Source organism: Roseateles oligotrophus (assembly GCF_025717515.1).
Taxonomy (GTDB): domain Bacteria; phylum Pseudomonadota; class Gammaproteobacteria; order Burkholderiales; family Burkholderiaceae_C; genus Paucibacter_A; species Paucibacter_A oligotrophus.
This window is the reverse complement of the sequence record NZ_JAJIRN010000008.1, coordinates 19,615-33,187: the sequence shown is the minus strand read 5'-3', so window position 1 is coordinate 33,187 and position 13,573 is coordinate 19,615. Positions and strand designations below refer to the sequence as shown.

General features: G+C 59.2%; 12 protein-coding genes. All 12 read right to left on the bottom strand.

The window, feature by feature from the left end; genetic code table 11:
* Positions 1-10: 10 nt before the first annotated feature.
* The 12 genes from era to plsX all read right to left on the bottom strand — a co-directional run bounded on the left by era (position 11) and on the right by plsX (position 13,338).
* Positions 11-964: a GTPase Era gene (era, locus tag LNV07_RS17665; RefSeq protein WP_263572498.1), complete on the bottom strand. Its 954-nt coding sequence runs from the start codon at positions 962-964 to the stop codon at positions 11-13.
* Positions 965-992: 28 nt separating this feature from the next.
* A complete protein-coding gene (gene rnc / locus LNV07_RS17660; protein WP_263572497.1) occupies positions 993-1,697 on the bottom strand; it encodes a ribonuclease III in 705 nt (234 codons plus the stop codon).
* A gap of 20 nt (positions 1,698-1,717) precedes the next feature.
* Entirely contained in the window at positions 1,718-2,119 is a 402-nt protein-coding gene (locus LNV07_RS17655) for a DUF4845 domain-containing protein (protein ID WP_263572496.1), read from the bottom strand.
* A 35-nt stretch (positions 2,120-2,154) separates the two neighbouring features.
* Positions 2,155-3,129, bottom strand: a complete 975-nt coding sequence (gene lepB / locus LNV07_RS17650; RefSeq protein ID WP_263572495.1) for a signal peptidase I — start codon at positions 3,127-3,129, stop codon at positions 2,155-2,157.
* A 28-nt stretch (positions 3,130-3,157) separates the two neighbouring features.
* Positions 3,158-4,966 (bottom strand): translation elongation factor 4, encoded by a 1,809-nt coding sequence (gene lepA / locus LNV07_RS17645; protein ID WP_263572494.1) that lies wholly within the window; start codon positions 4,964-4,966, stop codon positions 3,158-3,160.
* A 557-nt stretch (positions 4,967-5,523) separates the two neighbouring features.
* Positions 5,524-7,011, bottom strand: coding sequence for a DegQ family serine endoprotease (locus LNV07_RS17640; protein WP_263572493.1), 1,488 nt, complete (start codon positions 7,009-7,011; stop codon positions 5,524-5,526).
* A gap of 654 nt (positions 7,012-7,665) precedes the next feature.
* Positions 7,666-8,910, bottom strand: coding sequence for a beta-ketoacyl-ACP synthase II (gene fabF / locus LNV07_RS17635; protein ID WP_263572492.1), 1,245 nt, complete (start codon positions 8,908-8,910; stop codon positions 7,666-7,668).
* 48 nt (positions 8,911-8,958) lie between these two features.
* On the bottom strand, positions 8,959-9,198 hold the full coding sequence (gene acpP / locus LNV07_RS17630) for an acyl carrier protein (protein WP_263537748.1): 240 nt from the start codon (positions 9,196-9,198) through the stop codon (positions 8,959-8,961).
* Positions 9,199-9,454: 256 nt separating this feature from the next.
* Complete coding sequence (gene fabG / locus LNV07_RS17625; RefSeq protein ID WP_263572491.1) at positions 9,455-10,204, bottom strand: 3-oxoacyl-ACP reductase FabG; 750 nt, start codon at positions 10,202-10,204, stop codon at positions 9,455-9,457.
* A 9-nt stretch (positions 10,205-10,213) separates the two neighbouring features.
* Positions 10,214-11,155, bottom strand: a complete 942-nt coding sequence (gene fabD, locus LNV07_RS17620; protein ID WP_263572490.1) for an ACP S-malonyltransferase — start codon at positions 11,153-11,155, stop codon at positions 10,214-10,216.
* A 60-nt stretch (positions 11,156-11,215) separates the two neighbouring features.
* Entirely contained in the window at positions 11,216-12,226 is a 1,011-nt protein-coding gene (locus LNV07_RS17615) for a beta-ketoacyl-ACP synthase III (protein WP_263572489.1), read from the bottom strand.
* The gene (gene plsX / locus LNV07_RS17610; protein WP_263572488.1) at positions 12,223-13,338 is read right to left on the bottom strand and encodes a phosphate acyltransferase PlsX; all 1,116 of its coding nucleotides are present in this window, start codon (positions 13,336-13,338) and stop codon (positions 12,223-12,225) included. The genes LNV07_RS17615 and plsX overlap by 4 nt, the downstream gene beginning before the upstream one ends.
* Positions 13,339-13,573 lie beyond the last annotated feature (235 nt).

Genomic DNA, 13,573 nt, shown 5'->3' with positions numbered 1-13,573 from the left:
CGCTTATCGATTACTCGTATCCGTAGGTGCGCACGCGCTCTTCGGTGTCGGCCCAGCCGGAGCGGACCTTGACCCATAACTCCAAGAACACACGACCCTGCATCAGATGCTCAAGTTCTTGGCGGGCTTCGGAGCCGATGCGCTTGAGGCGCTCGCCGCCCGAGCCGATGATCATGCCCTTGTGGGCATCGCGTTCGACCACGATGGAGGCCGATATCCGGCGCAACTCGCCCTCGTCTTCCCATTTGTCAATGACGACGGTGGAGGTGTAGGGCAGCTCATCGCCGGTCAGGCGGAACAGCTTCTCGCGGATGATTTCGCTGGCCAGGAACTTCTCGGAACGGTCGGTCAGCGCATCTTCCTCATAGAACCAGCCTTGCTCGGGCAGATAGGGTTTGAGGATCTTGAACAGCCGTGTCACATCGGACTCTTTTTTGGCCGACAAGGGCACGAACTCGGCAAAATTGCGGCGCTCGGCCATGCTCTTCAGCCAAGGCGCAAGCTCGGCCCGGCGCTGGACGGCGTCGAGCTTGTTGGCGATCATCACCACCGGCTTGTCCTCGGGCAACAAGGACAGCACCTTGGCATCATCCAGGCCAAAGCGCCCTGCCTCCAGCACATACAACACCAGATCCACATCGCCCAGCACGCTATGCACGGTGCGGTTCAGCGTACGGTTGAGCGCCGCGTTATGCTTCATCTGAAAGCCGGGCGTATCAACGAAGACGAACTGAGCTTCTTCGATGGTGCGCACGCCGGTGATGCGGTGGCGGGTGGTCTGCGCCTTGTCCGAGGTGATGCTGACCTTCTGGCCGACCAGGGCGTTCAGCAAGGTTGACTTGCCGACGTTGGGTCGACCGACGATGGCGATCAAACCGCAGCGCTTGGGCACCGAGGGGTCCAGCGTTGAGGCAGAGGGGCTATCCGGCATTTCGGCCGCCGGTGGCGAGGTATTTTCGGTCATGGTGTGGGCGGCGTTGAGGCCGGCTCCTTCAGTCGCGCAAGCCAGCATTTGGTTTGTCACGGGCAATCAATTCGTCGAGCAAACGACGGGCGGCGTTCTGTTCGGCAATACGGCGCGAACGGCCCTCGCCGCGCTTGGAAATCTTTAGAGCAGGCACCGCGCATTCGATCTCAAAGGTCTGCGCGTGGGCCTGCCCACGGGTTTCGGTAATGGTATAGCTTGGCACTGCCATTCGGCGCGCTTGCAGCCATTCCTGCAAGGCAGTTTTAGCATCTTTGGCCCAGTTGTCGATCACCGAACCATCGATCAACTCACCCAGCAAGCGGCGCACCACCTCATGCGCGGCCGGGTAGCCGGCGTCCAGAAACACCGCGCCGATCAGCGCTTCGGTCGCATCGGCCAGGATTGAGGGGCGTTGCGCTCCGCCGCCCTTGGCCTCACCTTCGCTGATGCGCAGCACCTTGGGCAAATCCAAGCTCAGGGCCAGACGGTGCAGGCTTTCCTCGCGCACCAAATGGGCGCGAACGCGGGTCAAATCCCCTTCGTCGGAGGCCGCAAAGCGCTCGTACAACAAACTGGAGACCGCCAAGCTGAGCACGGCATCACCCAAAAATTCGAGCCGCTCGTTGTGGTCGGCGCTGAAGCTGCGATGCGTGACCGCACGGGTCAGCAACTCGGCTTGCTTGAAGCTATGGCCGAGCCGCTGCTGAAGCGAAGCGAGCTGCGGAGTCATAGAAAAAAAAGGCCTTGCATTCAGCGCGAGTGCCCTTCGTACTTGATCAACAAATAGACCGGCCCACCGAGTTCGATTTGCTTCTCGTAGGCAAAGGCAATCTTCAGTTTTTCATTGTCTTTGCTGATCACCAGATCCTTGGACGAGATGCTGACGATCGAATACTCGATCTGCTGAGTCTTATCAAAGTCGGCCCGCACCGCCGGCACCGTGGGCGGGTTGGAGGCAGCGATCCGGTTCACCGCCGTTTGAATGGTGTAGAACTCGAGCACCGTCGGGAACACGCGTGCGGCCACCACGCCTGTGAATGCCAGCAACACGCCCCAGAACAGCAGGCCCAGCAGACTGACACCGCTTTGCCCGCGACCCAGGCCCCGACCTTGCACCTTACGCTGGCTGCTGACAAATTCGGTCTGACGCATGGATAGCTTCCCTGGTTGGTGGTGACGGATCAATTTCAATTGAAGGCGCCGATGCGCTTGAGGTTACCGAAATTCATCCAAACAAAAAAGGCCTTGCCGACAATGTTTTCGTCCGGCACAAAACCCCAAAAGCGTGAATCACCGGAGTTATCCCGATTGTCGCCAACCATGTAGTAATGGCCCGCAGGGATCTTGCAGCTGACGCCTTCGGGGCTGTATTTGCAATTCTCCTGGAAAGGGAAAGGGCCGTCCTTGCGATTCGGGAAGAACAACGGCGAGCGTTGCGGATCAACCAGCAACTGATGTTCCTTGTCACCAAGCTTTTCGGTAAAGCGAGGGCGATAGGTCATTGAGCTCTCGTCGTAGAAGTCGCCTTGCGCCTGCACCGGCACCAGCTCGCCATTGACATAAAGGCGCTGGTTCAAATAACTGACCTGATCGCCGGGCAACCCCACCACGCGCTTGATGTAGTCGATGCTGGTGTCGCCGGGCCAACGAAACACCATCACGTCACCACGCTTGACGTCGTTGTTGGCGATGATCTTCTTGTTGATCACCGGCAAACGCACGCCGTAGTGGAACTTGTTGACCAGAATCAGATCACCGACCAAGAGCGTTGGCACCATTGAGCCGGACGGGATCTTGAAAGGCTCGAACAAGAAGGAGCGCAGCAAAAAGACCGCCAAGATCACCGGGAACAGGCCCGCCGTCCAATCCAGCCACCAGGGTTGGCGCAGAATTTCCTGACGGGCAGACTCGACGTCACCGTCAACCCGCGAAATGCCTTGCGCGCTCAGGGCCTGGCGGCGCTGAGCGTCCGATGCCAGCAGTTGCGCTGCGGCAACCGCACGCTTGGGTTCGAAGTGAAAACGCTCAGCCAGCCAGAAGCACAGCGTCACCATCGTCAGCACGAACAGCAGAAAGGAGAAATTGCCGCTCCAGAAGCCGGTATACCAGCCCCCTAGATAGGCGGCAAGGAAGGCGTAGAGAATTCCGGTGAGAGCACTCATTGATCAATTACTTGGGTTCGTCAAACTATCAATCGTCAACTTGCAGAATGGCAAGGAACGCTTCCTGCGGCACCTCGACGGAACCGATTTGCTTCATGCGTTTCTTACCCGCTTTTTGCTTCTCGAGCAGCTTGCGCTTGCGCGACACGTCACCGCCATAACATTTTGCCAGCACGTTCTTGCGCATCGCCTTGATGTTCTCGCGCGCAATGATGTTGGAGCCGATCGCCGCCTGGATCACCACGTCATACATCTGCCGCGGAATATGCTCGCGCATCTTGGCCGCCACACCGCGGCCGCGGAACTGGCTCTGCACACGGTGCACGATGATGGACAAGGCATCTACCCGGTCGCCATTGATCAGGATGTCGACCTTGACCACATCGGAGGCGCGGTACTCTTTGAACTCATAGTCCATCGAGGCATAGCCGCGCGACACGCTCTTCAACTTGTCAAAGAAATCGAGCACGATTTCGGCCAGCGGCATCTCATAGGTCAGCATCACTTGCCGGCCGTGATAGGCCATGTTCAGCTGATTGCCGCGCTTCTGATTGGCCAGCGTCATCACTGGGCCGACATAGTCTTGCGGCATATAGAGATGGACCGTGACGATGGGCTCGCGGATCTCCTGGATCTGACCCAGCTCGGGCATCTTGGACGGGTTCTCGACCGAGATTACCTCGCCGTCATTCAGCATCACCTCGTACACAACGCTCGGCGCGGTGGTGATCAGGTCCTGATCGAACTCGCGCTCCAGCCGCTCCTGCACGATCTCCATATGCAGCAAGCCAAGGAAGCCACATCGGAAACCGAAACCAAGCGCTTGTGACACCTCTGGCTCATAGCGCAGCGATGAATCATTGAGCTTGAGCTTTTCAAGCGCGTCGCGCAGCTGGTCGTACTCGCTGGCTTCGGTCGGGTAGAGCCCGGCGAAAACCTGCGGCTGGATTTCCTTGAAGCCCGGCAAGGCCTGCTCGGCCGGACCGAGATTGTTCGGCAGCTTCTTTTCCAGCGTGACCGTGTCGCCCACCTTGGCCGCCTGCAGCTCTTTGATGCCGGCGATGATAAAGCCCACCTCGCCCGCATTGAGCTGATCACGCGGCTCGGACTTCGGCGCGAAAACGCCAAGGTTGTCGGCCGGGTAAACGGCGTTAGACGCCATCATGCGGATGCGCTCGCCCTTCTTGAGCGTACCGTCGATGACACGCACCAGCATCACAACCCCGACATAGGCGTCGTACCAACTGTCCACGATCATCGCGCGCAGTGGCGCTTCGACGACCCCTTGCGGCGGCGGAATACGCGCGATCACGGCCTCGAGAATTTCATCGATGCCCATGCCCGTCTTGGCGCTGCAGGGAATCGCGTCGGTGGCATCAATACCGATGACGTCTTCGATTTCTGCCTTGGCGTTTTCCGGATCTGCATTCGGCAGATCCATCTTGTTGAGCACCGGTACCACCTCCACGCCAAGCTCCAGCGCGGTATAGCAATTGGCCACCGTCTGCGCCTCGACGCCCTGGCTGGCATCCACCACCAACAGCGCGCCTTCGCAGGCCGACAGCGAGCGACTGACCTCGTACGAGAAGTCAACGTGCCCGGGGGTGTCGATCAAATTCAGGTTGTAGGTCTTGCCGTCCTGGGCCTTGTATTGCAGCGCCGCAGTCTGAGCCTTGATGGTGATGCCGCGCTCGCGCTCGATGTCCATCGAGTCAAGCACTTGCGCCTCCATCTCACGATCGGCGAGCCCGCCACAACGCTGAATGATGCGATCCGCCAGCGTGCTCTTGCCGTGGTCGATGTGGGCGATGATGGAAAAATTGCGGATGTGATTCATGCGTTATCTGGCAGTACTTGGCCGAGGGTACAACGGCATTCGCCGTTGCGCCGTTCGCTAACTTCATGCAGTGAAGTTAAGCGCGGCATAGCCGCGCGGCGAGAGGCAAAAAAAAGGCACGTCGAATCGGTGACGCGCCTTCCAACAAAACGTTTGGCAACTGCATGTTGGGCATCCATTGTAGCCAAAAGCCTCAATCTGGAAACCTTGCAGTGACCGGAAACCCAGTCGTTGCGGCCCACCAACAGCAACTTATCAACATCTTATCCACAAGCGATCTTTAACAGACCGGGGAAGAATGAGAATATTCAAGGTGCTCGACGGGCGTTGCATAACGCTAGCAAAGCAAAGAATGCCTTGCAACCCGTGATTCTATCCGACGACTCGAACAATCGAACCTGGGCACCCACAAGTTAGCCATCAGCAAGGGTGAAGAATTGACATTTTCTGCGGAAAGAAAAGCCCGAATTCGAGGCCCTGCAATTCACAATATGGAAAGACCCGCCGCGCTTGTACACCATCACGGTAGGTCTGGGCCTCGCATTTTCAAGTTCGCATCAATGTGCGGGGCGCAGCAACACAAAGCTGACCACATCGTCACGGCGCACCATCAAGTTGATCAGCTTGGCCTTTTCCGCCTTGCTCATCAAAGTCTGGAATTGCTTGACGCTGCTGACCTCGGTGTTGTCCACGGCCAAAATCAGATCCCCCTCACGCAAGCCGGCACGCGCCGCGATGCCGGTTGCCGCATCGATCCGCACGCCATTGCGCAGCTTCAAGTCGCGCTTTTGAGCATCCGTCAACTCGGATACCTGCAGACCGACCGCCGCCGCCGCACCGGCAATCGGCTTAGCCTCGGATTCAGCCGCGCCGCGCTGCGCATCATCGGGCATCTCGGCAACGGTGAGAGTCAACTCCTTCAGGGCACCTCGGCGAAACACCTGCACCGTGACCTTGGCTCCCGGCTTCAAGCCCGCCACCACGCGGCGCAGATCACTGGCTTTTTCGATGGCCTTGCCGTCGAACTTGGTGATCACGTCACCACCTTCAATGCCGGACTTGTCTGCGGCACCGCCAGACGTAACGCTGCGGATCAAGGCACCCGAGGGTTTCCCGAGTCCAATCGACTCGGCAACTTCCTTGCTTAGATCATCCGGCGCCACGCCAATATAGCCACGCACGACACGGCCGCCGCCGCGCAACTGGTCAGATACCCGCACCGCCTCGTCGATCGGGATCGCGAAGGAGATGCCCATGAAACCGCCCGACTGACTGTAGATCTGCGAGTTGATGCCGACCACCTCGCCGCGCATATTCAGCAGCGGCCCGCCCGAGTTGCCCGGGTTGATCGCCACGTCGGTCTGGATCAAGGGCAGGAAGTCGCCGGTATCGCGCGCCTTGGCACTCACAATGCCGGCGGTAACGGTGTTGTCAAACCCGAATGGTGAGCCGATTGCCATCACCCATTCGCCGACCTTGAGTCGGCCAACATCCCCAATCTTGACCGACGGCAAGCCGCTTGCCTCGATTTTCAGAACGGCCACGTCGGAGCGACGGTCACTGCCGATCAGCTTGGCCTTGAACTCCCGTTTGTCGGTCAAGGTGACCCACACCTCGTCGGCGCCGCTAACCACATGAGCATTGGTCATCACGTATCCATCGGCACTGAGAATGAAGCCGGAGCCGACACCGCGTCGCTGCGGAGCTTGGTCATCGCCCGTACTACCCTCATTGCCCCTGTCACCGCGAGGTGGCGCACGCCGCTGCCCCGGCAAGGGAATGCCGAACCGACGCAGAAACTCCTGCATTTGCTCATCGATCTCGGGCACTCCGTTCGCGCCATTGCTGCCACTACGGACGCGCTCCGAGGTCCGAATATTGACCACCGCCGGGCCGACTCGTTCGACCAACTCGGTGAAGTCCGGCAAGTCGCGCGCCTGCGCATGACTCTGGCCCGGCAGCAAGCTCAAACTCAGGGACAGTACGGCGGCAGAAAAGATCAGACTTGAAAGACGCAGAGGACGAGAAGCAAACTTAAATTGCATGGTTTGACTCTATGAACTAACTGTTGAATTGATGATTGCGCGCGAATGATCGCAGCACAGACCAAGCATAGCGAAAGTCATGCGAGACATAAACCTAGACCGGGCTTTGATGCGAACAATAGAGCACGGCTCGCAGTTGCGTCCAACATGCCGATTGGTGGGCTCGCAGCAAGGGCAAATACACCGGGCTAAGCCAGAAAGCGCCGGGAGCGCGGGCGCGCAGCAACAGGCAGAACCCAAAATCAAATAGGACCCGCAACTGGACGGGCGCCGGCGCATCGAGGCCCTCGCCCAATGAGGCCCCCGAAACGCTTTGTTTCAGGGTATGCAGATGCCAAATTTGGCCGTCCCAACGCAAGCAACGCGGCACGATGCGCGCACATCGCCATGCCGACCCCGCAGCCAACAACGGCAGGCAAAGCAAGGGCCAAAGCCGGGGGAAATGTGAGGTGAAGGCGAGCGCAACCGACAGGGCAGCCAGCGCGGCGGTAAAAACAAGCAGCCAACTAAGCCCAGGCAGAGGCACTACCTCAAGCCGGAACGGTGCTGCGGAACGCTTCAAGGGCGACACCTCTTGCCGTCAAGGGCCCAAAGCCCGAAGCAAGCGCGTAGAACAACACGAGGGTGCGTAACCGCACCCGCTCAAACAAGGCCTTAGATGCGCTTGAAGATCAAAGTGCCGTTGGTGCCACCAAAACCGAAGTTATTTTTGGCGGCGTATTCCATCTTCATAGGCCGGGCCTCGTTGGCGCAGTAATCAAGATCACAAAGTGGGTCTTGGTTGAAGATATTGATGGTCGGCGGCGCCACCTGATTCTGCAACGCGAGCACAGTGAACACCGACTCGATGCCGCCCGCACCACCCAGCAAATGCCCGGTCATCGACTTGGTCGAACTGATCACCAGATTGCTGGCGTCGGCGCCAAATGCCAGCTTGATGGCATTGGTTTCATTCAAATCGCCCAGCGGCGTCGAGGTGCCGTGGGCATTCATGTATTGAATTTGATCGGTATTCAAACCGGCATTGCGCAGCGCCGCGCGCATTGAGCGCTTGGGGCCGTCAACGCTAGGGGCTGTCATGTGATAGGCGTCGGAGCCCATGCCAAAACCTGCCAGCTCAGCGTAAATCTTGGCGCCGCGCTTCTTCGCATGCTCGTACTCTTCAAGCACCAGCACACCGGCCCCCTCACCCAGCACAAAGCCGTCGCGGTCTTTGTCCCAGGGGCGGGAGGCGGTTTTTGGATCCTCGTTGCGCGTCGACAAAGCACGCGCCGAGGCAAAACCTCCGAGGCCCAAAGGAGAGATGGTGGCTTCGGAACCACCGGCAATCATCACGTCGACATCACCGTATTCGATCATCCGACCTGCCTCGCCAATGGCGTGCAAACCGGTGGTGCAGGCGGTCACGATGGCCAAATTCGGGCCGGTAAAGCCAAACTTGATCGAGACATGGCCCGAGATCATATTGATGATCGAGGCCGGCACAAAAAACGGTGATACCCGACGCGGGCCGCGCGCCATCAACTCGCCATGGGTCGCTTCGATCATCGGCAAACCGCCGATGCCCGAACCCACCAGCACGCCAATGCGCTCGGCCTGTTCTTCGGTCAACTGATCTCCGGTCGGCAAGCCGGAATCCTTCACCGCCTGGATGGACGCAGCCAATCCGAAGTGAATGAAGGTATCCATCGCGCGCGCTTCTTTGGCCGGAATGTAGTCCGTCACATCGAAGCCCTTGACCTCGCCCGCGATATGGCAGGAGAAGCCCGAGGCATCAAAGTGAGTGATGCGGTCAATACCGGACTGACCGGCCAGGATGTTGCTCCAGGCCTCATCCACCGTGTTACCCACGGGGCTGATCAGACCAAGTCCAGTAATGACAACGCGACGACGGCTCATGCGATTAGGAGTTCAGTTAGTTATGACCAGACAAGCTTGGATGCTTGATCAGGCCTTTTGATGCTTGACGGCGTAGTCAATCGCCAGCTGAACGCTGGTGATTTTTTCGGCTTCTTCATCGGGGATTTCGATGCCGAACTCGTCTTCGAGTGCCATCACCAATTCCACGGTGTCGAGGGAATCTGCGCCCAGATCAGCCACGAAAGCCTTCTCATTGGTCACATCGGCTTCAGGCACGCCGAGTTGCTCGGCGATGATTTTCTTGACACGTGCTTCGATATCGCTCATGACTCCTCCAGGAGGGGGTTTGTTGGGAACAGCCCGGGATTCTAAGGCCTCTAGAGTGACTCGCCTAAACAAGGCTTTAATTCACGCCAGAAAACCTTCACCGGCCGGGCAAATCCGGTGGGCGAAAGCGGGATGCTCTCGCCACAGTTCTTAGGACCTAAGGAAAATCGTACCAGCTAGGCGAGGCACCGCAGGCAGTGCACTTGGCACGACAAGGTGTCTCAACAACGCGGGGGCGATTTTCCCTGGGTCCGCTTCAGGACATGTACATGCCACCATTGACATGTAACTCGGTACCCGTAATGTAGGCGGCCTTATGCGACGCCAAGAAGGCAACCGCATCAGCAATTTCCCGAGGGTCACCCAAGCGGCCAACCGGAATCTGCGCCATCAAGGCCGCTTTTTGAGCCTCGGGCAAGACTTCGGTCATATCGGTGGCAATGAAGCCGGGCGCCACACAGTTGACGGTGATGCCGCGGCTACCTAGTTCACGCGCCAAAGCGCGCGTCATTCCCGCCACGCCGGCCTTGGCCGCTGCATAGTTGGCTTGACCGGCATTGCCAGACGCACCGACCACCGAGGTGATGTTGATGATGCGGCCATAACGCTGTTTCATCATGGTGCGCATGACTGCACGACTCATGCGGAAGACTGCCTTCAAGTTGGTATCCAACACGGCATCCCAGTCCTCGTCCTTCATCCGCATGGACAAGGTGTCCCGCGTAATTCCGGCGTTATTGACCAAGACCTGCAGACCGCCATTCGCCTTGACGATGCCGTCAACGGCCGCCTCGACGGCCGCTGCGTCATTGACATCCAAGACCAAGCCGCGCCCGCCAAGCGGGGCCAAGGCTTCGCCGATGGCGGCCGCGCCGGCCTCGCTGGTGGCCGTGCCAATCACCACAAGGCCCTGTTCGGCCAAGGCCAAAGCAATCGAGCGGCCGATGCCGCGACTCGCACCTGTCACCAGAGCGATCTGGCCTTTTTCGGAAGCAATATCTGTCATGGTTTTCTTTCAGCCCAGCAAAGCGCGCGCGTCGGCCAAGGAGGCCGCATCAAGCACCGTGGCGCTAATAATTTCACTGTCGATTCGTTTGGTCATGCCGGCCAAGACCTTGCCGGGGCCGCACTCGATGATGTGAGTCAAGCCCTGTGCCTTCAAGGCCAGCATCAATTCCACCCAGCGGACGGGGCCAAAGGCCTGCCGATACAGCGCGTCACGCAAACCCTCGGCATCGGACACCATCGCAACGTCGACGTTATTGATCACGGGGAATTGCAAGGGGGAGAATTGGGTCACGGCCAATTTGGACTTCAAGGCCTCGGCGGCCGGCCGCATCAAGCTGGAGTGGAATGGCGCCGACACGGCCAACAGCAAGGCCCGTTTGGCACCTGCAGCCTTCAGCAACTCGCAGGCCTTGTCCACACCGGCCTTGGTGCCAGCGATGACGGTCTGCTTCGGATCATTGAAATTAGCCGCCTCCACCGCCTCGCCTGTGGCCAGGGCCGCAGCAGCACAGCCGTCGCGCACGGCCTGAGCATCAAGACCCAGAATCGCGGCCATCGCGCCGACACCGACCGGCACCGCCTCTTGCATGGCCTGAGCGCGGAAACGCACCAGCTGCAAGGCGTCGCTGAGGCTCAAGGCACCGGCCGCCACCAGGGCGCTGTACTCACCCAGCGAATGGCCGGCGGCGACGGCAGGCTGCAAGCCTGTTTCAGCGATCCAGGCACGGTAGCAAGCAACTGCCGCGGTCAACATCACCGGCTGGGTGTTGGTCGTCAAGTCGAGCTGCTCTTTGGGGCCGGATTTGATCAGCTCACCGATATCTTGACCGAGCGCCGAAGAAGCCTCGGCCAAGGTACGGGTGATCTCGGGATGGTCACCCCAGGCGTCCAGCATGCCGACGCTTTGCGAGCCTTGGCCTGGGAATACAAAAGCAAATTTTGAAGTCATAGTCATTGATGATGAAGGTGAGCGCCGGCAACACAAGCCGGAGCCAGGTCGCTCAGATCATTAAAAGTCCAGCAGCACAGCGCCCCAAGTGAAACCACCGCCCACTCCTTCCAGCATCACCGTGTCACCGGTCTTGATCTTGCCGGAACGCACCGCCGCATCGAGCGCCAGCGGAATCGAAGCGGCCGAGGTGTTGCCATGTTGATCCACGGTAACGATCAACTTGTCCAGCGGCAACTTCAGCTTCTTGGTGGTGCTGTGCATGATGCGGATATTGGCCTGGTGCGGGATCAGCCAGTCAATGTCGGCCTCGACCCGGCCCGCTTTCTCAAGCACGCCGCGCGCTACTTTTTCCAGCACGCCCACCGCCAACTTGAAGACGGCCTGGCCATCCATTTTCAACAATGGGTCGCCCAGCACCTGCCCACCCACAACCGTGCCCGGCACACAGAGAATGCCGGCATGGCTGCCATCGGCATGCAATTCACTGGCCAAGATGCCGGGGATGTCGCTGGCCCCGAGCACCACGGCTCCGGCACCGTCACCAAACAATACACAGGTCGTGCGGTCTTTGAAATCGAGAATGCGCGAAAAGACTTCGGCCCCGATGACCAGGGCTTTCGAGGCCGCGCCGGTGCGGATCATTGAATCGGCAACCGTCAACGCATACACAAAGCCGGAGCAGACCGCTTGAACGTCAAAGGCAGCGGCTCCCGCAACACCGAGCTTGGCCTGCAACAGGCAAGCGGTGGACGGAAAGATCATGTCCGGCGTCGAGGTCGCGACGATGATCAGGTCAATTTCACCCGCGGCAACACCAGCCGCGGCCAATGCCGCTTGAGCGGCCGGCAGCGCCAGATCGCTTGCCGTGACGCCGGTGCCGGCAAAATGACGCGCCCGGATGCCGGTGCGCTCGACAATCCACTCGTCCGAAGTTTCGATGCCGTCCTTGGCAAGTTGTGCGACCAGGTCGGCATTGCTGAGACGGTTTGGCGGCAGAAAGCTGCCTGTGCCAAGAATACGAGAGTAGCGAGAAACAGCGGCTAAGTGGGTCTGGTTGCTAGATGTCATGCAGCTTGAACGACCTGCGTCGCCTTGTCTCCTGAAACATCCGCCCCGCCCGACTCCTCGATCGCCGAGGGCTGGGCTTGCAAGGCGGCGATGATGCGATCATGTACCCGGTCGAGTAAGCGATTGCGGGCGGCATCATACGCCCGGTTCAATGCGGTTTCGAACGCCAATTGGTCGGCAGCACCATGACTCTTGAAAACCAAGCCACGCAGCCCGAGCAATGCCGCACCATTGAAACGCCTGTGATCGACTCGGTCCTTGAATCGCTTGAGCACCGGCATGGCAATCAAAGCCGCCGCCTTCGTCAGCCAACTTCGGCCAAATTCCTGTCGAATGATCGTGATGATCATGGTCGCCAAGCCCTCGGCGGTCTTCAAAGCCACATTGCCGACAAAGCCATCACAGACAACGAGGTCAACCTCACCGGTGAAAATGTCTTTGCCTTCAACGTTGCCAATGAAGTTGATTTGGCCTGCCGCACCGGCTTGCCTTAGCAATTCGCCGGCACGTTTGATCGTTTCGCTGCCCTTGATGACCTCTTCACCAATATTCAGCAGACCGACCTTGGGCTCGTCCTTGCCGTCTACAGCCGAGACCAGGGCACTGCCCATCAACGCAAATTGCAGCAAATGTTCGGCCGTGCAGTCAACGTTAGCGCCCAAATCCAACATGGTGGTGTAGCCGCCGGTTTGGGTCGGCATCACCGAGGCAATCGCCGGACGATCAATGCCGTCAAGCGTCTTCAGCAAGTAGCGCGACACCGCCATCAGCGCGCCGGTATTGCCGGCCGACACGCAGGCATCGGCCAAAGGCGCCGCCCCGTCAACCGACTTCAGCAGGTTGATCGCCACGCGCATCGAAGAATCCTTCTTGCGGCGCAGGGCGACCTCAACCGGATCATCCATCTGCACAACCTCGGATGCCGCGATGATGCGAGCCCGCGGCCAAGCAAAAGCCTCCTTCAGAGCATCGGGCATGCCGACCAAGAGCAATTCGGCGTTCGGATGGCGCTCCAGAAATGCCTTTGCCGCCGGCAAGGTGACCGAGGGCCCATGGTCGCCGCCCATGCAGTCGATCGCCAAGCGCACCACCTCAAGTGGCAAGACCGACATGGCGGCAGACTTGGAAGAAAGACTAGAGCCGATTGTGGACATCAAAGCAGGTCGAAGAGTGAGTTCGACGACAAATAAAGCAAATCAAACAAGCTTGGCGCCTAACGCCAAGTTTGCCCGCAACAATTCAAAACAACAACACAAAAACCCGGCACTGCAACAAGGCACAGGCCGGGATTTTGTGAGCCATAGCAGATCAAACCAACGCATCGCCCGAAAGCCATGCGCAAGCAAA

Coding starts and splice junctions, on each gene's coding strand:
- era (WP_263572498.1), bottom strand. CDS start 964: ATGACCGAAAATACCTCGCCACCGGCGGCCGAAATGCCGGATAGCCCC.
- rnc (WP_263572497.1), bottom strand. CDS start 1,697: ATGACTCCGCAGCTCGCTTCGCTTCAGCAGCGGCTCGGCCATAGCTTC.
- LNV07_RS17655 (WP_263572496.1), bottom strand. CDS start 2,119: ATGCGTCAGACCGAATTTGTCAGCAGCCAGCGTAAGGTGCAAGGTCGG.
- lepB (WP_263572495.1), bottom strand. CDS start 3,129: ATGAGTGCTCTCACCGGAATTCTCTACGCCTTCCTTGCCGCCTATCTA.
- lepA (WP_263572494.1), bottom strand. CDS start 4,966: ATGAATCACATCCGCAATTTTTCCATCATCGCCCACATCGACCACGGC.
- LNV07_RS17640 (WP_263572493.1), bottom strand. CDS start 7,011: ATGCAATTTAAGTTTGCTTCTCGTCCTCTGCGTCTTTCAAGTCTGATC.
- fabF (WP_263572492.1), bottom strand. CDS start 8,910: ATGAGCCGTCGTCGCGTTGTCATTACTGGACTTGGTCTGATCAGCCCC.
- acpP (WP_263537748.1), bottom strand. CDS start 9,198: ATGAGCGATATCGAAGCACGTGTCAAGAAAATCATCGCCGAGCAACTC.
- fabG (WP_263572491.1), bottom strand. CDS start 10,204: ATGACAGATATTGCTTCCGAAAAAGGCCAGATCGCTCTGGTGACAGGT.
- fabD (WP_263572490.1), bottom strand. CDS start 11,155: ATGACTTCAAAATTTGCTTTTGTATTCCCAGGCCAAGGCTCGCAAAGC.
- LNV07_RS17615 (WP_263572489.1), bottom strand. CDS start 12,226: ATGACATCTAGCAACCAGACCCACTTAGCCGCTGTTTCTCGCTACTCT.
- plsX (WP_263572488.1), bottom strand. CDS start 13,338: ATGTCGGTCTTGCCACTTGAGGTGGTGCGCTTGGCGATCGACTGCATG.